Origin of the sequence: Oscillatoria sp. CS-180 (assembly GCF_028330965.1) — a bacterium.
GTDB lineage: Bacteria > Cyanobacteriota > Cyanobacteriia > Phormidesmidales > Phormidesmidaceae > Halomicronema.
This window is the reverse complement of record NZ_JAQMUB010000037.1, coordinates 39,157-62,379: the sequence shown is the minus strand read 5'-3', so window position 1 is coordinate 62,379 and position 23,223 is coordinate 39,157. Positions and strand designations below refer to the sequence as shown.

21 protein-coding genes are annotated in these 23,223 nt (G+C 49.5%); 14 read left to right on the top strand and 7 right to left on the bottom strand.

Going from position 1 to position 23,223, the window contains the following annotated elements:
- Positions 1-11: 11 nt before the first annotated feature.
- Positions 12-986 carry a cation diffusion facilitator family transporter gene (locus PN498_RS08765; RefSeq protein ID WP_272062348.1) on the bottom strand — a complete coding sequence of 325 codons (975 nt, stop codon included), beginning with the start codon at positions 984-986 and terminating at the stop codon, positions 12-14.
- 332 nt (positions 987-1,318) lie between these two features.
- On the opposite strand from PN498_RS08765, the gene PN498_RS08760 reads away from it, so the two are divergent.
- The 3 genes from PN498_RS08760 (at position 1,319) to frr (ending at position 3,954) form a co-directional block, all read left to right on the top strand.
- The gene (locus PN498_RS08760; RefSeq protein WP_272062347.1) at positions 1,319-2,326 is read left to right on the top strand and encodes a hypothetical protein; all 1,008 of its coding nucleotides are present in this window, start codon (positions 1,319-1,321) and stop codon (positions 2,324-2,326) included.
- A gap of 355 nt (positions 2,327-2,681) precedes the next feature.
- A complete protein-coding gene (gene pyrH, locus PN498_RS08755; protein WP_272062346.1) occupies positions 2,682-3,410 on the top strand; it encodes a UMP kinase in 729 nt (242 codons plus the stop codon).
- Between the two features lie 22 nt (positions 3,411-3,432).
- Positions 3,433-3,954 carry a ribosome recycling factor gene (gene frr / locus PN498_RS08750; RefSeq protein WP_272062521.1) on the top strand — a complete coding sequence of 174 codons (522 nt, stop codon included), beginning with the start codon at positions 3,433-3,435 and terminating at the stop codon, positions 3,952-3,954.
- Between the two features lie 315 nt (positions 3,955-4,269).
- Here the strand turns inward: frr and PN498_RS08745 are convergent, their stop codons facing one another.
- Positions 4,270-4,932 carry an SDR family oxidoreductase gene (locus PN498_RS08745; RefSeq protein WP_272062345.1) on the bottom strand — a complete coding sequence of 221 codons (663 nt, stop codon included), beginning with the start codon at positions 4,930-4,932 and terminating at the stop codon, positions 4,270-4,272.
- A 380-nt stretch (positions 4,933-5,312) separates the two neighbouring features.
- Between PN498_RS08745 and PN498_RS08740 the strand changes: the two genes are divergently transcribed.
- The 3 genes from PN498_RS08740 to PN498_RS08730 all read left to right on the top strand — a co-directional run bounded on the left by PN498_RS08740 (position 5,313) and on the right by PN498_RS08730 (position 8,203).
- Positions 5,313-6,041, top strand: a complete 729-nt coding sequence (locus tag PN498_RS08740; protein ID WP_272062344.1) for a DUF1997 domain-containing protein — start codon at positions 5,313-5,315, stop codon at positions 6,039-6,041.
- 87 nt (positions 6,042-6,128) lie between these two features.
- A complete protein-coding gene (gene ubiE, locus PN498_RS08735) occupies positions 6,129-6,845 on the top strand; it encodes a bifunctional demethylmenaquinone methyltransferase/2-methoxy-6-polyprenyl-1,4-benzoquinol methylase UbiE (protein ID WP_272062343.1) in 717 nt (238 codons plus the stop codon).
- A 128-nt stretch (positions 6,846-6,973) separates the two neighbouring features.
- Entirely contained in the window at positions 6,974-8,203 is a 1,230-nt protein-coding gene (locus PN498_RS08730) for a DUF445 domain-containing protein (RefSeq protein WP_272062342.1), read from the top strand.
- 41 nt (positions 8,204-8,244) lie between these two features.
- Here the strand turns inward: PN498_RS08730 and PN498_RS08725 are convergent, their stop codons facing one another.
- Complete coding sequence (locus PN498_RS08725) at positions 8,245-8,985, bottom strand: hypothetical protein (protein ID WP_272062341.1); 741 nt, start codon at positions 8,983-8,985, stop codon at positions 8,245-8,247.
- A 123-nt stretch (positions 8,986-9,108) separates the two neighbouring features.
- Complete coding sequence (locus PN498_RS08720; protein WP_272062340.1) at positions 9,109-9,372, bottom strand: TIGR03643 family protein; 264 nt, start codon at positions 9,370-9,372, stop codon at positions 9,109-9,111.
- 123 nt (positions 9,373-9,495) lie between these two features.
- On the opposite strand from PN498_RS08720, the gene PN498_RS08715 reads away from it, so the two are divergent.
- The 4 genes from PN498_RS08715 (at position 9,496) to hisA (ending at position 14,075) form a co-directional block, all read left to right on the top strand.
- Positions 9,496-10,473, top strand: coding sequence for a serine hydrolase (locus PN498_RS08715; protein WP_272062339.1), 978 nt, complete (start codon positions 9,496-9,498; stop codon positions 10,471-10,473).
- 211 nt (positions 10,474-10,684) lie between these two features.
- The gene (locus PN498_RS08710) at positions 10,685-11,602 is read left to right on the top strand and encodes an outer membrane beta-barrel protein (RefSeq protein WP_272062338.1); all 918 of its coding nucleotides are present in this window, start codon (positions 10,685-10,687) and stop codon (positions 11,600-11,602) included.
- Between the two features lie 181 nt (positions 11,603-11,783).
- Positions 11,784-13,223 (top strand): RecQ family ATP-dependent DNA helicase, encoded by a 1,440-nt coding sequence (locus tag PN498_RS08705; RefSeq protein WP_272062337.1) that lies wholly within the window; start codon positions 11,784-11,786, stop codon positions 13,221-13,223.
- Positions 13,224-13,304: 81 nt separating this feature from the next.
- Positions 13,305-14,075 (top strand): 1-(5-phosphoribosyl)-5-[(5-phosphoribosylamino)methylideneamino]imidazole-4-carboxamide isomerase, encoded by a 771-nt coding sequence (gene hisA / locus PN498_RS08700; RefSeq protein WP_272062336.1) that lies wholly within the window; start codon positions 13,305-13,307, stop codon positions 14,073-14,075.
- Positions 14,076-14,163: 88 nt separating this feature from the next.
- Here hisA and PN498_RS08695 read toward each other — a convergent pair whose 3' ends face one another.
- Positions 14,164-14,556, bottom strand: a complete 393-nt coding sequence (locus PN498_RS08695; RefSeq protein ID WP_272062335.1) for a hypothetical protein — start codon at positions 14,554-14,556, stop codon at positions 14,164-14,166.
- A gap of 731 nt (positions 14,557-15,287) precedes the next feature.
- Between PN498_RS08695 and rpoD the strand changes: the two genes are divergently transcribed.
- From rpoD to sbcC, 4 genes are all read left to right on the top strand, one after another.
- Positions 15,288-16,460: an RNA polymerase sigma factor RpoD gene (rpoD, locus tag PN498_RS08690; protein WP_334312235.1), complete on the top strand. Its 1,173-nt coding sequence runs from the start codon at positions 15,288-15,290 to the stop codon at positions 16,458-16,460.
- Positions 16,461-16,715: 255 nt separating this feature from the next.
- The gene (locus PN498_RS08685; RefSeq protein WP_272062520.1) at positions 16,716-17,543 is read left to right on the top strand and encodes a creatininase family protein; all 828 of its coding nucleotides are present in this window, start codon (positions 16,716-16,718) and stop codon (positions 17,541-17,543) included.
- 190 nt (positions 17,544-17,733) lie between these two features.
- Positions 17,734-17,904, top strand: a complete 171-nt coding sequence (locus tag PN498_RS08680; protein WP_272062333.1) for a hypothetical protein — start codon at positions 17,734-17,736, stop codon at positions 17,902-17,904.
- Positions 17,905-18,134: 230 nt separating this feature from the next.
- Positions 18,135-21,143, top strand: coding sequence for an exonuclease subunit SbcC (gene sbcC / locus PN498_RS08675; RefSeq protein WP_272062332.1), 3,009 nt, complete (start codon positions 18,135-18,137; stop codon positions 21,141-21,143).
- A gap of 167 nt (positions 21,144-21,310) precedes the next feature.
- Here sbcC and PN498_RS08670 read toward each other — a convergent pair whose 3' ends face one another.
- Positions 21,311-22,198: an urease accessory protein UreD gene (locus tag PN498_RS08670; protein ID WP_272062331.1), complete on the bottom strand. Its 888-nt coding sequence runs from the start codon at positions 22,196-22,198 to the stop codon at positions 21,311-21,313.
- Between the two features lie 90 nt (positions 22,199-22,288).
- Positions 22,289-23,017 (bottom strand): RadC family protein, encoded by a 729-nt coding sequence (gene radC, locus PN498_RS08665; protein ID WP_272062519.1) that lies wholly within the window; start codon positions 23,015-23,017, stop codon positions 22,289-22,291.
- Positions 23,018-23,223 lie beyond the last annotated feature (206 nt).

Below are 23,223 nucleotides of genomic sequence, written 5' to 3'. Positions count from 1 at the left end.
ACATGCTCCCGTCAAAAGCCTTCGGTCCAACTGTCTGAAGGATTCTCTGACTCTGACCATGCGTGGTTGGAGTCATCTTTTTTAGGGAGCTTAGCTGTAGGGTAGGTTTCTTCAACCCAAATTTGAGTACGGAGCGGACCATACTGCAACCGTAAGGCGGCGTCAATCCGTTCTCCCACAATATGGGCAACGCCTAAAAAATCAGGATGAATAACCACATGCAGCTCGACCCAAACCTGACGCCCAACTAGGCCCCGAGAACGAATGCGAACGCAGCGAGTTACGCCCTCTACTTGAGTGACAATGTGTGCTACGGCTTCAGGCGCGATCGCCATTGGTCGCACGAGTGCTGGTAATTGGTCGTACAGCACCTTCCATAGGCTCCGGATAACAAAGAGAGTGAGTAAAAATGCGAGACAGGGATCGACCCACGTCTGCTGCTGCCAGATGGCGATGATGCCAGCCAAAGTAACTCCAGACAACCAGGCATCTCCTAAAACATGCTGGCTGTGAAGGACAAGCGCTAGACTGCCCAGGTTTCGACTACGAGAATAGGCGTATACCGCAACCATGAGAGAAAGAACAATGGCAGCGACAATGAGATAGACAACTGAGCGATCAATCATCGCTTTGAAGGGATCAGGCTGCCTAGAGAAAGCATTGATGGCCTGTTGTAGCGCTGCTAATAGCAGGCTTAGTCCTGTGAATCCTAAAAACGAGACAATTCCCAGCGTGCTGGCGACTTCTGCCCGTCCGTGTCCCCAAACTTCACGACCCAAGGGTCGCTGAGGAGAGGCCACTGCAATTAAACTTAAGCCCGTGCTAAAGGCATCGACGAAGGTATGTAGAGCCTCAGCCAAGAGCAATAGTGATTGTGTGATCCAGCCTGCGATCGCTTCAATACCGAGCACCAATAAGGTCACCCATAGCCAGGTCAGCAGCAGTCGATAGCAATTGCGACGATCGCGGTCTACAGCAGAAATCACTATGCACTCTACTCCAAGTTTTGATCTATCGGTAGGCAGCAAGCCTTAGGGTACTCCGAGGTGAGTAAAATTTCGAGCCGGGGTTTACAGACCTCTGTCGTCATCTTGCGCTTTCTCAATGACCTTTAAAGCAAATTACTAATTAACTGTATCTCCGTAGTCTCCTCAGCTTTGCCAGTGTTCAGAGTATCGTTGAAAGGGCAAGGGGCGATCGTCCTGAATCTTTCTGCGGTTATAGACGACATAGTAAATAACGAGAAACTTATAAACTACTGAAACTACGGATGAGCAATAACGGCATGGTTATTAAAGCAACGATCAGGTCTGCGTGCTTGAGCGCTGTCGTTTTAAGCGGTCTTCTAGGATGTGGTCGAGCCAATCAGGTAGAAATCGAACAGGGGGACCTGGCAACCTACGAATGCAATGATGGGGCGGTATTGATAGTCAGGCTAAATGAATCGCAGGCGATCGCTGACTTGCCAGAGCAGCCCAATATTTCCTTGCTGCCAATAGAGTCAGAGTTTGGCGAAAAATATACTGACGGGGTGACGACGCTACAAATTCAAGGCCAAGTCGCCTCGGTTGAGAAAAATGGGATAATGCAACATTCTAGCTGTAAGGCTACCACCGAGCCAGAACCCCAGGCTCAAAACGTATTTGCAACTCTCGAACGCGACAAGAACCTGCCTTACGCTGAACGCTGTGAAATCTATGCCGCCGGCTCGAATGACCCCTTCATCGTTCCTTGTCATTTCATCCAGCAGCAAGGATACATTTACATTGCTCGTGCTGATGGCGTTGCTTACCAACTCGAACCAACCGGCACTCAAACCGGTATCTATATTGACGCAGTTGGCAACGAAGCTTACCGTCAAGCAGGATTAGGAGACCAAGGCCAGATTTACAAACTGGCGGAAGAAACCGTCTACGTGTATTGGAATACCGCTGATAATGACGATTCGACCTCAGCCATTACAGTCACCTTTGCGGATGATACTGAGGCGGGATTAGCTAGCTTTATTCCTCAAACAGCCATTCAAGTTTTGGATGCAGAAACCATTGCGATGCGCATTGTCGATGAGGAGTTTGAGTTTGATGGTCTTCTAGAACTAGGAGAAACGGGGTTTATGGGGCAAGTTGACGGTATTACTGTGCTGTTTGACCCTAAGGCTAGCAGTGTAACTGTTGATAGTAATGATGCAACCGAAGCGCTTTATGAGTACTCAGTTGGTCCCCTGGATTTAGAGTCACTGGCGGAAGATACGCCTGAAGGGGAAACGCCTGAAGGGGAAACGTCTGAAGCAGCAACACCTGAAGAGGAGACAGCTGAAGCAGAATAGTCTGATTCGACAGAGTAGTGCAGTCCAACGGGGGCGCGATCGCGCTCACGTCATTCCCTAGCCCCTGCTTCCATTTAGCAAGTGGACCAAGGGAGTCGAAGTCCCTCTCTCAAACTTAGGCAAGAGAATTAAGGTTGAGAGCTAAGAGGCGACGGTTCCCTATTCTAAGCAAATCTCAATTCTGTTGTCGTTATTGTTCTGCCTTCAGCCGTAGCTCGGGTTATTAGAGGAATCAGCCTTGATATCACGCAAATCTGTGATGCTCAAAAGACTCAAATTCAGCATCAATACGGGGATCACCTATATATGATTAGATGTATTGGGAATCCTGGAGTCGTGGACGAGGGATGGTTACATGGGAAATACGTACGAGCGTGTATTGCTAAAGTTAAGCGGTGAAGCCCTAATGGGCAATCTTTCTTACGGTATTGATCCGGCTGTTGTGCAGTCAATCGCTGAAGAAATTAGTGAAGTTGTTAAAAATGAAATTCAAATTGCCATCGTCGTCGGCGGTGGCAATATTTTTAGGGGGATTAAAGGCTCAGCCGCTGGGATGGACCGCGCTACGGCTGACTACATTGGCATGTTGGCAACCGTCATGAATGCAATGACACTGCAAGATGCGATCGAGCAAAATGGTATTCCAACCCGCGTCCAAACCGCTATCACGATGCAGGAAGTTGCAGAGCCTTACATTCGACGCCGAGCAATTCGCCACCTGGAGAAAAATCGAGTCGTCATTTTTGGAGCAGGATCAGGCAATCCTTTCTTCACAACAGACACCACAGCAGCCCTACGAGCAGCCGAAATCGGAGCAGATGTCGTCTTCAAGGGAACAAAAGTAGACGGGATTTATGACTCCGATCCCAAAATTAATCCTGATGCCAGACGCTTTAAAAGCCTCACCTATGGTCATGTATTAACACATGATCTAAAAGTTATGGATGGCACAGCGATCGCCCTGTGCAAAGATAACAACATCCCTATCATGGTATTTGACCTATCGGTCCCCGGTAATATCCGTCGGGCAGTGATGGGTGAATCTATTGGCACAATCGTGGGAGATTCCTGTGAAGTTAGCTGACTTAAGCGATATCGAAGAAGCAATGCAGAATGCTGTTGACGCAACCAAGCGGGCATTCAACACTATCCGTACTGGACGAGCCAACACGTCCCTGCTGGATAAAATTATGGTGGACTATTACGGTAGCCCAACGCCTTTGAAGTCACTGGCCAACATCAGCACCCCTGACGCCAGCACGCTGATGATTCAACCTTTTGATCCCAGTTCGTTGAGTGCGATCGAAAAGTCGATTTCAATGTCTGACATTGGCTTGGTACCCAACAATGACGGCAAGCTTATTCGCCTGAATATTCCTCCTCTGACTAGCGAACGCCGCCAAGAATTCGTCAAGGTTGCCAGCAAGTACGCCGAAGAAGGGCGAGTATCTGTGCGAAACGTTCGTCGAGACGGCATCGATCTGTTTCGCAAGCAGGAAAAGGACAGCGAAATTTCTGAAGACGAATCTCGCGATTTACAAGAGAGCGTTCAGTCCTTGACGGACAAGTACGTTGCCCAAATTGACGAAGCTCTAAAGGCCAAAGAAAAAGACATCATGACTGTCTAACACGCCATCAATCGGGCAAAGCATAAGGGCCATCTCTGCTCATCTGCTCCGGCATCAGAGTAGGCCGTTCTAGCCAAGAGTGTGAGCTGTGTCGTAGTTGACATAGCCCATTGGGTGATTTGCAGAAGCCGGTGTCAAACGGAGTGTAGGCCTTACTTGCAGAAAGACTCAGCACTTGCAAGTGTTTCTTTAGGTGGTATTGATACTGAGCCAACCTACATTTTTAACAGCGCTATGCGAGCAAGGTGGGCATGGCCCACCTTGAGCCGATTGAGCGATCGCCCTGATTTTCCACAGAACAGCCTCTCCTCCTTTTTAAGCCACTCCAGCAAAGAGTTCTTCATAGGGTTTTTCAGTGGCGTTTTCCTCAGCCACAATCTCCACAATCTTATTTTTGCCCTCTGGATTGGTAAGAGCAGCCACACACGTTTCTGCCACTTTTAACCGGGGGATGTTGCCTTCAAATAAAGTATCTGCCGGAGCCATTACTAGCGCTCGATCATCAGTATCGTCGCTCTTGAGTCCTCCAGGACGGACAATCGTGTAAGGCACTCCACTCTTGATGAGATAGTCTTCAGCCTGTTTCTTCCACCACAGCACCAGCCAAAATAGATTCAACGGGTGCAGGAATCGAGAGACACAGAGCGAGGACACGATGACGAAATGGTCAATCCCTTGAGCTTTGGCGACATCCACCAGATTTTTAGTGCCTTCATAGTCAACTTTATAAGGTCCTGTGGGATCAAAGCTGGGGCGTGCACCTGTGGCACATAATAAGACTGTGCAATCTGCGATCGCTGACTCAATGCTGGTCCGATCAAGGACATCTCCAACAGCAAACTCGATAGAGTTGGGGAGTATTTCTTGGGCAGTTTGCAAATCGCGTACCAAGACCCTAACTGGGATGCCTTTACTCACTAATACTCGAACAATGCGTCGCCCTGTTTCGCCTGTTGCACCCACAACTAATGCTTTCATCGTGCCTCCATTTCCAACTCAAACAGAAAATGCCTATCGTAAAGATAGATGAAAAGTTATGTCTACGACGTCGAACCGTATCGGTTGATTCAACGTTGAGGACGAACTCCTTCATAGGCTAACGATACTCCTGTAATTCTTGTTGAAGAAAGACTGACTCCTTTGCAGAAAGCAACTTTTCTCCGTATATTTTCGACTGATAGAGAGAGTTCGGCTAAGCTAGGCTCTTAAGTAATTGACGCGGCTTCCTCTACCGTTAGAGGACACACGACAGTCCGTCAGCTAGAATAATTGCTGGCGAGTCTTGAGTTATGATCAGCTGCTGATTCTTGCCTTTAGGCATTGACGTAGCACATTAGTGATGAGTGGCTAACGCATCTATGCAAACACCGATTTCTAACCATCAATCCAATGAGCTGCCTAACCAAGCTTTTGGGGCTGTTTCTGGTTTGGTGAATGCTAATGATGGCGACCCCAGAAATGAGCAGATGGATGACACCTGTTCGACTCCTTTTGTTTTCCGAGGTGAGTATGCCGGACGTATGGACATGTCTGCTGATCGGCAGACTGTTACCCGCTACTTAGACGATCATCAGGCTTGGTTCTTGCGGTGTGCTCATCCGATGACGGCGGTTCCCCTTGGGGATAACGGCTACGACCTGACGGTGGGGAATTTTGGCGCGCTGGGCTATGATGTCGAACCTAAAATCGGTCTACACTTGTTGCCTCAAGATCATGGCATTTATCGCATTGAAACGATTCCTGTGCCCGGCTACGAACCTCCCGGCTATGATGTTGATTTCAAAGCGTCTTTGCAGCTCAATGAAACGACAGTCAAGTCAGGAGATTCATCCTATATAATTACGCAGGTTGACTGGGAGTTGGACTTAAAAGTCTGCGTTAACTTTCCCCGATTTATCAATGCCCTTCCTAAGCGTCTCATCCAGCGAACGGGCGACCACTTATTAAGTCAAATTGTGCGCCAGGTTTCTCGTTGCCTAACGCACAAAGTCCAAGAAGATTTTCACGAGACCTTACAGCTTCCGCTTCCTGATAGCTATCGCAAGCGTAGTCATCACTTCTTCGACAGGTTTTCAAAGAAGGACTGATACGGTTAATTCGTAAGCTGCTGTCTCGAACTATTCCGAACTAGCGTAGTCTGGAAATAGACCAAGAACTGATAAAGCACATTGAGAATGAATGCGCTGCAGGCGTCACCAACTCCCTCAAAAGACGATATTCAGGCTTTATTTGATCGGATTGCGCCAGTCTATGATGACTTCAACCAACAGTTGAGTCTGGGGCTGCATCGCATTTGGAAGCAGATGACCGTTGATTGGAGTCAGGCTGCCCCCGGAGACACCTGTTTAGATATCTGTTGCGGTAGCGGTGACTTGGCTTTATTGCTGGCTCAACGGGTTGGACAGAGCGGGCACGTTTACGGCCTTGATTTTTCGCCAGCTCAATTGGCGATCGCTCACCAAAAAGCTGCCCACTATTCAGGTATTGCTACTTTGCACTGGGTCGAAGGGGATGCGCTTAATTTGCCTTTTGAAGACAACCGGTTTGATGCTGTCACTATGGCTTATGGCCTACGCAACCTGATCGACATACCGCAGGGATTGAAAGAAGTTCGTCGAGTCCTGAGCAATCATGGCAAAGCCGCAATTCTAGATTTTCATCGACCTCAGAGTGCACTGATGAGTCGCTTTCAGCAGTGGTATTTAGACACAGTTGTGGTGTCTGCTGCCGAGCGGTGCGGTCTGACTGATGAGTATGCCTACATCAACCCCAGCATAGAAAGATTTCCAGTGGGGAGCCAGCAAGTTCAGCTTGCCTACGAAGTTGGGTTTGTAGAAGCGATTCACTACTCCATTGCAGGCGGAATGATGGGCGTTCTGGTGCTCACTTAATAGACGTTAGCCAGAGATCTATCGGCTGTCACTTCACCCATCCCTCCTTTTACCCATACGATCTTTTGGCAGTTTTGTTATGATGGCTCGGCATATCGCCGTCGGTGCGATCGCTTCTGATTTTTAAAATGGCTTGGTCTGACGCTTGGTTGTTACTAGCTCCGCCTTTGGTGGGTGGAGTCATCGGATATTTTACAAACGATCTAGCCATCAAGATGCTGTTTCGCCCGTATCGTCCGTACTATCTCTTCAAACGGCGATTGCCTCTAACACCGGGACTTATTCCCAGCAATCAGGCCCGTTTGGCGCAGCGAGTTGCCGATACCATTATGGGATCACTCTTGACGCCTGCAGAGCTTGAAAACTTGGCTCGTCGTCTATTGCAGACGGAGCGAACCCAACAAGCAATCAAGTGGCTTTTAGAACTGGCGCTTGATCAAATTCAGTCAAGGAATCAGGCCCGGACAGCTGAGATTGTCGGAAAGGTATTGCAAGATTTATTTGGTACCTCTCTGCCTCGCTTACTACGAGTTTGGGCACGACGCGATGATTTTCTACAGGCACAACTGGATCAGATTTTTGATCAGGTGCTGTTGGAGTTTCAATTCTCGCCTGAACAGGCACAGCAGTTGTCTAGCTGGCTGCTAATCTCCGTCATTCCTCCAGACAGGATTCGGCGGCTTCTGATTGATTTTTTGACAGACCGTAATATTCAAATTATCGATGAGATTTTTCGGTCTAAAACCAGCGGCACCTATTGGGTAGTCGCCAATCTGTTTGGTGTACGTAACGCGCTGACGCGATTGCGGGCGTTTTGCTTAGATGAGCGAGAGACCAGTAATGTCCGCATTGCTGAGCTGATCGAAGCGCTAAACCTGAATGCGCGACTGCAAGAAGCGTTTCAACAGCTTACATTGCAGAGTTTGCCCGTTTCAGCTGTCCGAGAGTTGCGTCAGACCATTCGAGAAACAGTTCGCAACTACATCAAAACGTTAGGACCGGAACTGTTGAAAGGCTTGAGTTCCACAATTAATTGGCAAACGCTGGCAACGCAGTTGCTTAATCGTCTACGGAACTCAAGTGTCATTACGGATTCTCTCGATCCCGTCAGCGAGGAGTTAGCGTTGATCTTGGAGCGATATCTAGAGAAAGATTTGGAATCACTCGTTGCACAGGTCATTCCTATTCTCAACATCGATCAGGTGATTATCGAGCGAGTCAGTGCCACTAATCCACAGGAACTAGAGCTTGCTGTTCAAGGAATCGTTCGCAATGAACTGCAGGCGATCGTGAACCTTGGCGGTGCACTGGGCTTTCTCATTGGTGGATTACAGGCAGCCTTTTATTACTTCCGCTAGATACTCTCGGGTTGTTTACTTCCGGAGGTTTAGGAACAACTCTATTTATGCAGCGTTTGTGTGGTCGGCGTCGCAGACCTTGCCTGAGAGCGTCCGTTGGTTGCTGAATCTATTTGAAATTTAGTAGTAACCAACTTTTGAAAAGTTTCAAAATCAGATTGGCAATTGTCGAGAATAGTCTTTAGCTGACCTAAACGCGCTTCTGGCGTCTCTTCATCGAGAGTATAGGCAAAGGTGCCTGCGAACATGACTGTCATGACTGGCTCATGATTAGGTCTTTTGAGTTGAGCTTCGGTGATGGTGACCCTGAGTTCAGAATCCTTCAGCGGGTAGATGAGCTTAAGGGAGGCTCTCATGGGCTTAGACAGGGGTTGTTTCCAAGGTCCCTCAGCTAGAAGAGTATTTGTGATGTATTTGCGAGCACCATCAGGCTGCGTCTCAAAGGGTAAAAAACATTTGGGCTGAATACTGACAGCTTGGTACTCAAGATTAGTAAGCGTCTTAGCGTATTTATAGGCAATCTCTGCAATAGTAATGGGCGCGGTGGTATCTGCTTCGATCGCCTGAGCAAAGTTGATAGAGCCGGGCTGGGCAACAAAAGTAATATCGTTTTGAAAGACGATGCGGCTACCTTGGCTATTAACAATCGGTGGAATTGCCAACTCCCAATCTGCAGGAACAATGCCAGTCCCAACTAGAAAATCTGGTGTGAGAAGGGCCGGGTTGTGGTTTGGCACAGCGAGAGCAATTGACAGATCTTGAATTAGAGGGGGAGTTGCCATAGTTGAGGCCGTTTGTAGATAGGTATTGCTTTATCCCCCTTTTCATCCAAAAATTTCGTCAATCCGTAAAGTTTGCGATCGCCCCTTCCCCAGAATCATCTCGCAAGAAAAAACATTCTGTTATCAAGAGCCTTTTTGATTTGCTGAGCGAAATCGACCGGCAAAGAAATCACGCTGCTGTCGATGCTTCGTCTGGCGACCACTCACACGCTTTCGCCACATGCGGAAGCTGCTTGGTTTCATCTCTCGTCGCATCAGGGTAATAACGTCTTTTTCTTTAAGGCCAAACTGAAGTTCGATCGCGTCGAAAGGAGTGCGATCCTCCCAAGCCATCTCGATAATGCGATTACGATCAGCACTGCTCAGTTCTGGCAAAGATTTTCCCACTATCAGTTCCTCATCCAACTTTCTGTTGTCTTGCTCTATGGCGACCCTTTTCATCCTAACGAGTTGGTGACGAACGAGATTGTGAAACCCAAGAACAGGTAAGGTTTATTAGGGATTTTATTGATGGGGGCGATCGTGTCGGCAACTTTTTTCGAGCTAGACCCTGGGCTGCAATCAGTCTTAGACGCAACGCTGGAGGGGGTCTGGGCTGAGTTTCCACGGTTAGCACGAAACCAAATTGCAGCTACCTGGATGGTATATACTCCGCCCTTTCCTGTGAATACGGGAGGGGCTATTAGTGCCCCCGATTTTTGGCAGCAGAAACCTCAAGGTGCCAGTTACCGAGGTGTAGAACTGGTTTATCCTGCTAGCGTGGTGAAACTCTTTTATCTTGTCGCGGCTCACGAATGGATGGAGCGTGAGATGGTCACGACGACGCCCGAGTTTGAACGGGCGCTGAAAGATATGATTGTAGATTCCAGTAACGATGCGACAGGGTTTGTTGTTGATGTGCTGACCGGAACAACTAGCGGACCAGAACTTCCCGCAGGTCCCTTCGAAACTTGGAAATCTCAGCGGAATATCGTGAATCGGTATTTGCAGTCGCTTCAATGGCCTGAGCTGGAGACGATCAACGTTAACCAGAAAACGTGGTGTGATGGTCCCTATGGCCGAGAGCGCCTGTTCTTAGGCGATACCTACGAAAATCGTAATGTGCTGACGACAGAAGCTACGGCAAGGTTACTGCACAGTATTGTCGGGGGCGTTGCTGTGACGGGTGCGCGATCGCAATCCATGATGACATTGATGCGGCGATCGCTTGATCCCGACCTTTTGGCAGCTGATCCAGAAAATCAGGTTGCGGGTTTTTTGGGGGCAGGTTTACCGTTGAAAGCCATGCTTTGGTCAAAAGCGGGATTGACGAGTAAAGTCAGACACGATGCCGCTTATGTGGAACTGCCGAACTATCCCCCTTTTCAGCTAGTGGTGTTCACCGAAGGCGAGGACCACAGTAAAAACGAGGCCCTGTTGCCCTTCTTTGCTCAAACACTCCTGGCACGTTGGGCAGAGGCAAACACTAAAGAGGTCACTGGTGAATAAACGAGTGTTCCAGTGTGATGTCCCCGGGTGAACTGTCAATCCTGCTGCTAGGGACGAGATTTAACAATGGTAAAATCTGTGTGATTTTTTTACAGTTGCTTTAAGAGGTGATGGCAAGCTCGACAGGCCAAACATAGGGTGCTTGCGGCTCAAAGTCTCTCTAACAGAGCTGTTTTCAAATCTACATGGTGATTGAGGAGTGATTGTAGACATGGCTTTATTTCAGCGCATTTCTTTGTTAACAAGTGGTGCTGTAGCTATATTGATTGCGGTCCCGGCTCAGGCTGAAGAAGCCTTGACTCAGGTTGATATTGCAGCTGACATGCCTGATGTCTTAGCTGTTTCGTTGGAAGCCAAAGCTTCCGAAACGACCCTTGAGGTGAATCCATCAAAAGACGCCGAGGCGATCGCGGTCGCGGAGCTTGAATCGGACGTAACCGCCGAAGAAAATGTCCTATCTGAGAAGGTTGCGACACAAGAGGAAACGACTCGACAAACCTTAGGCGAGTTCTTGGCTGAGTCTGATGAAGTCATCTCGAATGAGTCAGTCGAGGCTGTCCCCGTTGAGCAGGTTGCTGTTGTCAGCGAGCCTGTTGCGACGTCTGCCGACTCTTTCTTTAGTGAAACTATCCCTGCCGAGGTTCCTGAAGTCACTACAGAAAGTCGAGAGGTTGCCCAAGAGGATAGTCAAGAAGTAGCCCAGGTGACGCGACCCCTTTACCGAGGCGTATCTCCTTTCTATGTGGGGATTGGTGGCAATATCGGTATCATTGACAGCGATAAGAGTGCCGTTGGCGACTTTGGCTTTAACGTGATTAGTAAAGTCTCTTTAGGACCTCGCTTCTCGGTGCGCCCAACATTGCAGTTCTCTGAAGATCATTTCAACGTTACTTTGCCTGTGACGTACAACTTTAATCCTCTTGAAGTGCGTGATTTCAGTATCTATCCCTTTTTGGGTGGCGGCATTGATATTGGAGATGATGTCGGGTTACTGGTGAATGGCGGCGTCGATATTCCCATCTCACGCCAATTCACCCTCAACAGTCAGGTAAATTGGCGTGTTTCTGAGGAAACTGGCCTGGGAGTTTCTCTCGGCGTTGGCTACAATTTCCCCGTTTTCTTTGAATAAACGAGCGTTTGTTCGAGAGCACATTGAATGCTGATGAGAACCGAGTGGGCTATGCTCGCTCGGTTCTATGCTGAGAAGTGTTGCCTATTAGGGCAATGGAGCGCACCGTAAAAGCTCAGGGGATCAATGCTCTCCTAATCCTTCTGGGCATGCTTGAGGTAGGTGCATTTTCGGCTTGCTTATGACTGCGTCCTCACCGCCCAATATGGCGATCGCCCAAGCTCGTCTCCAGAAAATTTGGGGATATTCTCACTTCCGTCCGCCTCAAGATACGGTCATTCATTCTTTGCTACAGCGTCAAGATGCCCTGATTATTCTGCCAACTGGAGGCGGCAAGTCCCTCTGTTTTCAACTGCCAGCGTTGCTGCAAACCGGGTTGACCTTAGTGGTTTCCCCACTAGTGGCTCTGATGGAAAATCAGGTGCAGGATCTTCGCGATCGCCGTTTGCCTGCGGCTACTTTGCACAGTGAACGTCCTAAAAGAGAGCGATGGCGGGTTCTCAAAGCGCTCAAGCATCAGCAACTCCGACTCTTATATCTGTCTCCAGAGACGCTGCTGAGCGAATCTATTTGGCAAGAGCTGATATGCCCTGACTTGAAACTAAACGGTCTTGTTTTAGATGAAGCTCACTGTCTGGTGCAATGGGGAGAAACCTTTCGTCCTGCTTATCGCAGGTTGGGGATCGCCCGGCAGGCCCTTCAGCAAGGTAGGGCTACAGCGATCCCTATTGCGGCTTTTACCGCAACTGCTGATCCCATCGCCCAGCAGATTATTCGTCAGACGTTGAGGTTGCGATCGCCAACAGTCGTTCGGCTCAGTCCTTACCGTGCCAACCTACACCTGTCTGTGCAAACCGTGTGGACGCCACGAGGCCGACAGGAAAGATTGCTGAAATTCGTCCGGCAACATCCCCATCAAACAGGGCTGATATATGTGCGCACCCGTCGAGATAGCGAGGGCCTTGCTGATTGGCTGCGGCAGCAGGGGTATCGAGCCACTAATTATCATGCTGGTTTGACAGCCTGCGATCGCCGTCAGCGAGAACAGGACTGGATTCAAAATCGAGTTCAAATCGTGGTTGCCACAAATGCGTTTGGTATGGGGGTGAATAAACCCGATTTAAGGTGGGTGGTCCACTACCATGTTCCTAGTTTGCTAACCGAGTACGTGCAGGAAATTGGCCGAGCTGGCCGAGACGGTAAACCTGCTCAGGCTATGGCTCTCGTGAGCGAACGGACAGGATGGTTTGACCCAACCGATAAGCAGCGATCGCTGTTTTTTCAGACCCAAGCCCAAAAAATTCAGCAAAAGGCTATTCAGATTAGTCGACAAATTCCACCCTACGGAAGTTTGGATCAGGTGGAGCAGCAGTTCAAAGACGGCGCGATCGCGCTCTCCTATCTGCATAGTCAGGAACGTTTGGAGTGGACGGATCCCTTTCACTATCGCCTGCGATCCCACACATCTATTCGCAAGCCTCATGCAGGGCAATCAGACAGCACCATGCCAGCTTTTCTACAGTCTGCTAACTGTCGCTGGCAAACCATTGTCCAGCAGTTTGGTTTTCGGCAAGCGGCACAGCAGCTAGGTCAATGCGGCCATTGCGACAACTGCCGTTAACCGTATACCGCAAAAGGCTGTAGCTTACTTCTGCTTCCTACCTTCAGCGATACAATGGGCGATGCTGAGCAAGAACGTGTCATGGAAGTCATTCCCGCGATTGATTTGTTGGAGGGGCGCTGTGTTCGTCTGTATCAAGGCGATTATGACCAGTCCCAAGTGTTTGACGAGAATCCAGTCGAGGTGGCTCGTCGTTGGGCGGACGAAGGGGCAACTCGACTTCATTTGGTGGATTTAGACGGAGCCAAAGCTGGGAAGCCTGAAAACTGGCAGGCGATCGCCGCGATTGCAGAAGCTGTAACGATCCCCATTGAAGTTGGTGGGGGATTGCGCGATCGCGATCGGGTTGCAGCGCTATTCGATTTGGGCGTCCAGTATGCCATTTTGGGAACTGCCGCCGTCGAAAACCCTAGTTTGGTCAGCACCCTGAGCACGGAATTTCCGGGAAGAATTATTGTGGGAATTGATGCTCGTGATGGCCGGGTTGCCACTCGTGGCTGGCTGGAAACGTCTGATGTAGAGGCGATTGCCCTTGCTCAGGACATGGTACAGCGAGGAGCCGCCGCTATTATTTACACCGACATCAAGCGTGATGGCACACTCAAGGGACCTAATATGGCTGCTCTGCGATCGCTCGCCGAAGTCATACCAATTCCTGTCATTGCTTCGGGGGGGATCAGCTCTGTCACTGATCTTCTCAGCCTACTAACGCTGGAAAGACTGGGTGTGACGGGAGTTATTGTTGGCAAGGCTCTTTACACCGGTGATGTGGTTTTGAAAGAGGCTTTGCGAGCGATCGGTCCGGGACGATGGCAAGATGTCCCAACTGATCTAGGCTCTTCGTTTGCTTAAAGACCGCAACAATTGACTGGCACTGTGCCATCCCCCCAATGTATTCTGCACGAGCGTTATCGGCAGTCATTGAGGGGAATAAAGAGCATCACATGTTTTTCTGAGCCTTTAAAGTCTCAATTTCCTGACGAAGCGTCAACAGTTCTTGGGTCAATGCATCCAGTTCTACCTGTACAGATGCATCAGCAACAGGACTTGCATAGGTATCGACTGTAGCCTCAGAGGCTGGAGTGGGTGCAAATGGATTCGGCATTTGACTCATTTGACCCATCATAGAGTCAACGACGGCACGGGCCTCTCGCTCAGTGTCAGTCCCCTTAGCCTCTAACTCTTGAGTTAACAGGTCGAAATCGTTTCCAATTGCGGAAAACTTTGCTTGCGATCCCTGAGGATCTTGAATTGCCTCGACGAGGGAAGCGGTTGCGCCAAGAGTGACGCGAAAACTTTTTTGAATTGCTTCAGTAAGCGTTTCTGGGTTCATTAGAAATCGTCGAACCTCTTTAACCTGCTAGTACTCAATCAGGAATTACGCAACTCTGTCTCGAAAATCATTTCAAGTGGCTTTGAGTTGGTCGCCCCAAAAACCTGGAGCAAGACTCTAAAGCCAAGTGTTGGCTGCGTAGATCCCGCTATTGACGCATTTATCTTAGCGTGGAGTGGTCGATGGCAGCTTGATGTTCGATATATCAGAATTCGGTGTCAATCCTGGAACAGCGTTGGGATTAAGGTCAATCATTTCTTTGATAATTCTAGGCTGGCTAAGACGAGATACCGTGTCGATCAGTGTTTTGTGACGAATTATGATCTTTGATGCGTAAACAATTTAACGATAAGTTCTAGCTAACTTAACTGGGCTGTGATGGTTTCTTCCAGCAAAAGCGACAAAGCTACGAATTTGTAGGCTTTTGGAGAGCCGCAGGACTTTCAAAAAATCCTTGATCAGATATTTTGTACTATCTAATATCTATCTCTAGGAGGACGAAGAGATCCGTTTTTTGTTTGGGAGGAGTGGTAGGTAATTTGTTTATAAGGCTACAATCGTGTGAGACAGGTCACAAATACTGAGGACAAGTATTGGCCTGTGGTTTAAGCAAAAGGTTTTCGAAAGCTTAAATACTCATCCATGTCTCAGATACGGTTGTCTATTACACTTTTTTGACATCCTCCCCTGAGGTGATGACAGAAACAGGGTGTTAAGCTGAACAGACCTTTTTGACTTTTGACAAAGCATCACGCACGAAGGAGCACGAGGAACGCGGCATGACTCAAGCGAAAGAACTGCTCGGCGCAATTAAGCCAGAGAGCGAGCTGGAACTCTTGATTGAAGGAGACGGGGGTTCATCCAAATTTGACGATTCAGACGAATCTTCGGGGGATAAAGCTTCAGCAAAAGCAGCAAAAGGAAAAAGCACTCGCCGGGGTCAAGCTAAGAAAAAGCACTATACCGAAGACTCTATCCGCCTTTATCTTCAGGAAATTGGGCGAATTCGCTTGTTGCGTGCAGAGGAAGAAATTGAGTTAGCTCGTAAGATTGCTGATTTGCTAGAGCTGGAGCGAATCCGTGATGACTTGATGGACGGGCTTGACCACGAGCCAACCGATGCTGAATGGGCCGAGGCTGTCGATATGCCTCTGCCGGCATTCCAGAAGCGGCTTTTCCTGGGGCGCCGGGCGAAGGACAAAATGGTTCAATCGAACCTCCGTCTGGTCGTCTCGATTGCCAAAAAGTATATGAATCGCGGCTTGTCTTTTCAGGATTTGATTCAGGAAGGAAGCCTAGGCTTAATTCGAGCTGCGGAGAAATTTGACCACGAGAAAGGATACAAGTTTTCTACCTACGCTACTTGGTGGATTCGGCAGGCAATTACCCGTGCGATCGCAGACCAGTCGCGTACCATTCGTCTCCCTGTTCACCTTTACGAAACCATCTCTCGCATTAAGAAGACCACCAAGCTTCTATCTCAGGAATTGGGTCGCAAACCTACTGAAGAAGAGATTGCGACTCGCATGGAAATGACGATTGAGAAGCTGCGCTTTATCGCTAAGTCTGCACAGCTCCCCATTTCCCTAGAGACGCCGATTGGTAAGGAAGAAGATTCTCGCTTGGGTGACTTCATTGAATCGGATGGTGAGACGCCTGAAGATGAAGTTTCTAAGAGCCTGCTGCGGGAAGACCTGGAAGGTGTTCTTGGGACTCTAAGCCCTCGTGAACGTGACGTTCTTCGCCTGCGCTATGGGCTAGATGATGGCCGGATGAAGACCTTGGAAGAAATCGGTCAAACCTTCAACGTCACTCGTGAGCGGATTCGTCAGATCGAAGCAAAGGCGCTGCGTAAACTGCGTCATCCCAACCGCAACAGCGTTTTGAAGGAATACATCCGCTAGGAATCAGTTTTTGTGGGTGACTTTTAGGAAATGAGGCTCTGGGCGTAATGTCCCAGAGCTTTTTTGGTTGAGTTGGTTTTTGAGGAGCTATAGCTTTAGTCATCTAGGTCTGTGCACCCAGCGCATTCAGGTGCTTAGCTCATCGCCCAATGGCTCGCCGTCTTGTCTTCACGAAATTGGCGGCGGCTACATAGCCAAGAGCAAAGTTTTGTACCTTAAGAGAAGCTGTTTTTGACATTGAGCTATCTCAGAATGATGCATGGTGATCTTCCTGCCCATCGCTTTTTCCCGTATCTTACCTGGCCAATGGTTGAGGCGATGCCAGATAAAGACAATGTTGTTATCGTTCAACCGATTGGGGCGATTGAACAGCATGGTCCCCATTTGCCATTGATTGTGGATGCGGCGATCGCAACGACGGTTGTTGGTAAGGCGCTTACCCTTTTGCCAGAAACGATTCCAGCCTATGCTTTACCACCGCTTTGCTATGGCAAATCCAATGAGCATTGGCATTTTCCAGGCACTATCACGCTCTCAGCTCAAACGCTACGACAGGTATTGATGGAATCAGCAGAAAGTTTTTATCGGGCTGGATTCCGTAAGTTGGTGTGGGTTAACGGGCATGGCGGACAGCCTCAGGTTCTGGATATGGCTGCGCGAGATTTGCATCAAATGCATTCTGATCTTAGTGTGTTTCCGCTCTTTGTCTGGAACGTTCCCAACCCAGCAGCCGAGATGCTGACACCGAAAGAACTTGAATTGGGTATCCATGCTGGCGACGCAGAAACTAGCCTAATGTTGTCGATTTTGCCTGATCAGGTCTGCATGGACAAAGCTATCTGCGAATACCCGCAGGGTCTCCCCCAAAACAGCCTTCTCAGCATGGAGGGAGCGCTTCCGTTTGCTTGGGTGACTCGGGATTTGACTCGCAGTGGCGTTTTGGGTGATGCAACAGTGGCAACTCGGCAAAAGGGCGATCGCCTCTTAGCAGCATTGGCACAGGGATGGGTTGAGGTGATTCAAGAGGTCCATCGCTTTCAACAGCCTAGCGCATGGACTAAAGGGAAAGAGGGGGGAGATTGAGAACTTCGCGTTCTCAGTCTGTCGGTCTTCTAATGCTGCAATTTCACAGGATTTGTCTGCTTGGAGACACGAATTTTTTACACAGTTTGGTTTAGATTGAAGATAGTTTGAAACAAAGGTACTCCATCTAGGCGATTCAATTGGGGTGCAAAAATAATGGGTTTGTCGTGAGACATTTAGTGAGGCCCCCATGCAGGAATCTATTCAAAAGTCCTGCCAACTTAGAGAAGCGAGAATTGAGGCTTTATATGTCAGTCTGTCTGAGGTCAAAAACGCTGACGAAAAGCTGAAGATTCTGCAGGAAATCGAAACGGTTACTGGCGTGAAGCTGATTTACGGTCAGTCATCAATTGATATTTGAACGCGAAGCTGTTTAAAGAAGGTCAATAGCCAAAAGGGTGTTCGTTTTTCCTGACACCTATCAATGAAAGCTATAAAGATATTTTCTATTCAGCAAAGCTATCCTCAAAATCATCCACAATTTCTGTTGTGAACCTAAGTTTGTTTCAGAAGATCAAATATTCTAAAGGTCACTTGTACTTAAGATCGCGCGTACTGCTATTTTAGAGAAAGAGTATAACTGTTTCGTGCATGATCCCCAGGCAGTTAGCGCTTCGCAACTTTTTGAGTTACCGAGAAGCGAATTTAAACTTCGATGGTCTCCAGGTGGCCTGTGTTTCTGGTCCTAACGGGGCTGGTAAATCATCTTTGCTTGAGGCCATTGGCTGGGCCATTTGGGGACAAAGTCGAACTGTGGCTGAGGATGACGTGGTTCATCTGGGCGCGTTGGAAACTCAAGTCAATTTTACTTTTGAGCACCAGCAGCAGATTTATCGAGTCGTGCGATCGCGACGACGCAATCAGGGGGCTTCCCTAGAGTTTCAGGTGCAGACAGAGCAAGGATTTCGCCCTTTGACCCAGCGGGGAATACGGGCCACGCAACAGCTTATTATTCAAACGCTGCGCCTGGATTACGAAACGTTCGTTAATTCTGCCTATTTACGTCAGGGGCGCGCTGATGAGTTTATGCTGAAGCGCCCCAGCGAACGCAAGCAAATTTTGGCTGATTTACTTAAGCTCGGTCAGTATGACGATCTGACTGAGAAAGCCAAGGAACGTACGCGAGAGGCCAAAGCTCAGACATCTGTTTTAGAAACCTCGCTGATAGCGCTGGAGGAACAAGTTGATCAGCGGAGTGCGATCGCTCAGGATGCTAAGGCGCTGGAAGACCGTCTGATAACGCTTCAGAATGAGCACGACCAGGATCAACAGTTACTGTCCCATTTGCAACAGCAGCGGCAGCAACGGCACCACGTCATTCAGGCTCAGGTATTGCTCCAGCAGCAGATTGTCCACGTGACTGCTGACCAAAAACGATTGCGAGATGAACAGCAGAAACTGAAGCAGCATATTCAGGACCTAGAGCAAGTTGTCGCCCAGACTGAGGCCATTGAAAGCGGATTGGCAAAACTGCGCTCTCTGGAAGCTAAAGATGAAGCGCTTTCAGGCAAGTTTCAGCAGCAGCAAACGCTTCAACAGCAGCGCGATCACCTCTATCAGTCGCATCAAGTGCAAGCGCAAGCGTTACACAGCCGATTACAGCAACGTCAGCACGATCTGGCGAGTTTGGACAAACAACTGTCTGAGTTGAGGCCAATTCTTGAGAAAGAACCTCAGACGGAAAAAGCAGCCTTGGCGTTGGTCTCGGCTCGCGATCGCCTCAAAGCGTTAGATCAACTGCAACTTCAAGTGAGTCCCTTACGACAACGGCAACAGATATTGCAGCGGCAGCTTGATCAAACCCAGGCAACTCTTGCTGCACGACTTTCAGCCCTAAACCATTCGGAACTACAGCTTCAGGCGCAGCAGGCACAACAGCCACAGCTTCAGCGAGCTGTTTTAGAAGTCGGTCATACTCTAGAAACGCTAACAGCAAAACGGGCTTATCAAGAGCAGGTGAGAGAGAAGGGGATAGAACGGCGGCATTTTATGGAACGGCTGCAAGCGGAGCAGCGGAGCTACGAAGTGCAATTGGGACAAATTGATCAAAAGCTTCAGTTGTTGAACCAGCCTGATGCGCCCTGCCCGGTCTGCGATCGCCCTCTCTATCAGCATAATTGGGAAACTGTGTTGGAGAAGCATCACCAGGAACAGGAGGATCTTCAGCGCCAGATTTGGGTGATTCGTGAGCAACTAGCGGTTTCTGAACGTGAAATTCAGGTTCTGCGACAGGAGTATCGCGAACTGGAGGAAGCGCTGGCTCACTACGGAGATGTCTTGGAACAGCGAGGTCATTTGATGGCTAAGCTCAACTCCAGCGAATCAGTTGCTAAACAGTTGCAGTCAGTTGCAGAGGAGCGATCGCACCTGGAACGCTGTTTGCGGGAACGCAGTTACGCTCAGGAGGTGCAAGCTGAACTACTACAAATTGAGAAGCAGCTAATTCAGCTGGCCTATGACGAACGGGACCATGCTCTGGCTAGAGGGCAGGTGGATCGTTTGCGCTGGGCTGAGATTCGTCAAGCTGAGATTCGTCAAGCAGCCCAGAAAACGGCACAGCTCTCCGCAAAACGGCCCGAGTTTGTTCAAGAGATGGCTAACTTAGAGGCTGAAATAGCGGCTCAAGCCAGGTCTGAGACAGTGCAGAAAATGCTTGACTTGGATGCTCAACTGACGGCCTTGGGCTATAGCTTGGAAGAGCATCAGCAGACCCGCATTCAATTTAAGGCAGCTCAGCGCTGGGCCTTACGGTTCCAAAAACTGGAGCAGGCTCGACAAGAAAAGCCGCCCCTTGAAGCGCAGCTAGAATCGGTCATTCAAAAACTCCAGAAAGTCGAGCAGCAACACGTTTCCTTGACTAATCAAGCTGAAGAATTGGCCGAGCAAATTAAGGCCTATCCAGATTGCCAATCTGATATTGAGCAGGTGCAAAGCCGGATGAACGATCGCCAGCAGCAGCGGGAACAGATTCTCTCGCAAAAGGGGGCGCTTCAGCAGCAGCTATCCCATTTGGAACAAGTGCAGGCGCAATTGACTCAGCAACGACAAACGCTGCATCAGACTCAGCGGAGCTTGCGAGTGCATCATGAATTGGCGATCGCCTTTGGGCGCAATGGCCTACAAGCCCTTCTGATTGAACACATTTTGCCGCAGCTAGAGGCTGAAACGAACCATATTTTGGGACGGCTCAGTGCTCACCAACTTCACGTTCGTTTCGTAACTCAACGTGCTGGGCGTAGTCGTCAAAGCAAGCTGATTGACACGCTTGATATTGTTATTGCAGATGCTCAGGGCACTCGCCCGTACGAAACCTATTCTGGTGGTGAGGCATTTCGAGTTAATTTCGCCATTCGATTAGCGCTAGCCCGTCTTCTTGCTCAGCGCTCGGGAACGCCGTTACAAATGCTGATTATTGATGAGGGATTTGGTACCCAAGATCGAGAAGGGTGCGATCGCCTGGTTGGTGCCATTAATGCGATCGCCGCAGATTTTGCCTGCATCCTTGCGGTTACTCACATTCCCCATTTTCGTGAAGCTTTCGACACCCGCATTGATGTCCTCAAAACGCCAGACGGTTCTCAGCTCACTATCTCTGTGTGAGGGGATGTGTTTCAGGTGAGGCAGTCCTAATGGGTAGGGAGTCAGAGGGCAGGGTTCAGAATAGAGTCCTGTGTAGGTTGGTTAAGTCCATCTCAGTGTCTTAGGGAGCAGGGAACAGGAAATGGGGCGTGCTTGATTTAAATGCATGCCGCTATATTCTCGATTTTTTATCGTTGCCAAACTCGTGGCAAGGCTTTCAGCGGTTCTGCATAGCGAGGACGCAGTTGTTTCCAAACGGTTGTGAACCAGCGTCGAGCTTGGTTGGTGGAGTGTCCCCGGTAACGACACAGCAGGCCCTTTTGTAGACGGGTCACTCCAACTTCGCTTTGAGCAATGAGTTGAGGATTGGGCAGCGTCTCCCAAGCGGCTCTGGCAGCGTCGATCCAATCTGCCTCGGCATGGGTTCCTATCCAGGCCATCGTTGCAATGACGGGACACTCTTTGAGTGCATGGGGACTTCGCCACAGGTTCTCGCTACCGACTAGGCGTTGGGGATCAATCCAAATTGGTGTGCCATCCTGCCAAACTTCAAAGCGAGATCGCACTTCTCCTCTATAGAATCGTTCTCCTCTGGCCGTGCGCCCTAGCCGCAAGATGTCCCATCCCAACCAATGAGCATCTACTGCCAGGTCCACACGCCAAGATTGGTGATATTGTGCTCCTTCAAAGATGATCGCTTCTTGGGGCAGCCACTCCAGACAGGCTCCTGAACTGACGTAGATTGTGCCGTTGACTTGAGCAGGCTGAGGGTGTCTACTATAAATTTTGGCAGCGGCAGCCGTGGTGATCAAAGCATGGGTTTCTTCTGCAAGGCGAATGTTGTAAGTCAGGCGATCGCCTCCCACCATTCCTCCTGCTGTGTGCAACAGGACGGATTGACAAACACGCGATCCGTCTTGATAAAAGGGACGCTGAACCTTGAGGGGAGACTGCGTTTGAACTTCAGGTAGCGTGCGATCGCCCTGTTTATGAAACGTCAGAGCCGCTTTGCCCTGCCAAAATCGATCTGCTGCTGAGGGGGAAGTCCTGTCACCGTCGAGAGTTGTTAGCGCCAAAGCCCGCACCTATGTCTGCATGGGTGACAGAATAGCTGAAGTCGCCTATGCGCGGTAGTCAATCACAGATTTTCTTTTAAGAGACCTTACTCAGAGTTCACTAGATTCCTGCCAAAGCGCTGTGATTTGACGAAGACTACAAAAATCTCCGTTCCCTAAAATCAAGTGATCGAGAATCGGGATACCCAAAATTTTGGCCGCTTCTAGCAGTTGTTGTGTCAGGTGGATGTCCTCTTGACTGGGGTCTAAGCTACCGGATGGATGGTTATGGGCGATGATGACGCGGGTTGCGCCCTGCCGAATGATTTCTTTAAAAATGTCGCGAGGATGGGCTAGCGTTTCTGTCGCTGTCCCAATGGTGATGACTTTCGTCCCTAAGATGCGATGTTTGATATCAAGAAACAGGACGGCAAACCGTTCCTGAGACTGCCACATTAATTCGTGGCTGAGGGCGGCAGCGGCCACGCTGGGATCATCAACGACGGTCTGCTCGGGAGGACGAGCCTGCAATACCCGTTTACCGAGTTCGATCGCCGCCAGAATACTGGTTGCTTTGGCCGGCCCGACTCCGGAGATATTCATCAGCTCACGAGCAGAAACATCCCGCATCATACTCATGGCGTCTCGCTGGTTCTGGCCCAGCGATTGCAAAATGTATTGTCCTAAACCGACTGCCGATAGCTTCCCAGGCCCCTGCCCTGTCCCTAGCAAAATCGCCAGTAACTCCGCTGTCGCCAAGCTTTTCGCGCCTTGTGCTAGTAGCCGCTCGCGGGGGCGATCGCTAGACGGCATGTCGGTTACACGCACTTGGTAGGTCATCGTAGAGGCACCAGGACAGGCAGGGTTAAAGAGCAAATGTTGATTGCCTTTAGTAAGCCCAATCTGAGGGAGAAATAGCCGCGCAACTGTTGGGCACCCTGGTTTGGCAACGCAATTGCTAGGATTACAGCTTCCGCGACCAGGATGCCCTAAACGCTGTTCAACGATTGCTTGAACCAGTTCTTGAAAATGGCACAGCGATCGTC

Excerpts from the sequence above, each read along its gene's own strand:
- pyrH (WP_272062346.1), top strand. The coding sequence starts at position 2,682 with ATGGGAAATACGTACGAGCGTGTATTGCTAAAGTTAAGCGGTGAAGCC.
- frr (WP_272062521.1), top strand. The coding sequence starts at position 3,433 with ATGCAGAATGCTGTTGACGCAACCAAGCGGGCATTCAACACTATCCGT.
- PN498_RS08745 (WP_272062345.1), bottom strand. The coding sequence starts at position 4,932 with ATGAAAGCATTAGTTGTGGGTGCAACAGGCGAAACAGGGCGACGCATT.
- PN498_RS08740 (WP_272062344.1), top strand. The coding sequence starts at position 5,313 with ATGCAAACACCGATTTCTAACCATCAATCCAATGAGCTGCCTAACCAA.
- ubiE (WP_272062343.1), top strand. The coding sequence starts at position 6,129 with ATGAATGCGCTGCAGGCGTCACCAACTCCCTCAAAAGACGATATTCAG.
- PN498_RS08730 (WP_272062342.1), top strand. The coding sequence starts at position 6,974 with ATGGCTTGGTCTGACGCTTGGTTGTTACTAGCTCCGCCTTTGGTGGGT.
- PN498_RS08725 (WP_272062341.1), bottom strand. The coding sequence starts at position 8,985 with ATGGCAACTCCCCCTCTAATTCAAGATCTGTCAATTGCTCTCGCTGTG.
- PN498_RS08715 (WP_272062339.1), top strand. The coding sequence starts at position 9,496 with ATGGGGGCGATCGTGTCGGCAACTTTTTTCGAGCTAGACCCTGGGCTG.
- PN498_RS08710 (WP_272062338.1), top strand. The coding sequence starts at position 10,685 with ATGGCTTTATTTCAGCGCATTTCTTTGTTAACAAGTGGTGCTGTAGCT.
- PN498_RS08705 (WP_272062337.1), top strand. The coding sequence starts at position 11,784 with ATGACTGCGTCCTCACCGCCCAATATGGCGATCGCCCAAGCTCGTCTC.
- hisA (WP_272062336.1), top strand. The coding sequence starts at position 13,305 with ATGGAAGTCATTCCCGCGATTGATTTGTTGGAGGGGCGCTGTGTTCGT.
- PN498_RS08695 (WP_272062335.1), bottom strand. The coding sequence starts at position 14,556 with ATGAACCCAGAAACGCTTACTGAAGCAATTCAAAAAAGTTTTCGCGTC.
- PN498_RS08685 (WP_272062520.1), top strand. The coding sequence starts at position 16,716 with ATGCATGGTGATCTTCCTGCCCATCGCTTTTTCCCGTATCTTACCTGG.
- PN498_RS08680 (WP_272062333.1), top strand. The coding sequence starts at position 17,734 with ATGCAGGAATCTATTCAAAAGTCCTGCCAACTTAGAGAAGCGAGAATT.
- sbcC (WP_272062332.1), top strand. The coding sequence starts at position 18,135 with ATGATCCCCAGGCAGTTAGCGCTTCGCAACTTTTTGAGTTACCGAGAA.
- radC (WP_272062519.1), bottom strand. The coding sequence starts at position 23,017 with ATGACCTACCAAGTGCGTGTAACCGACATGCCGTCTAGCGATCGCCCC.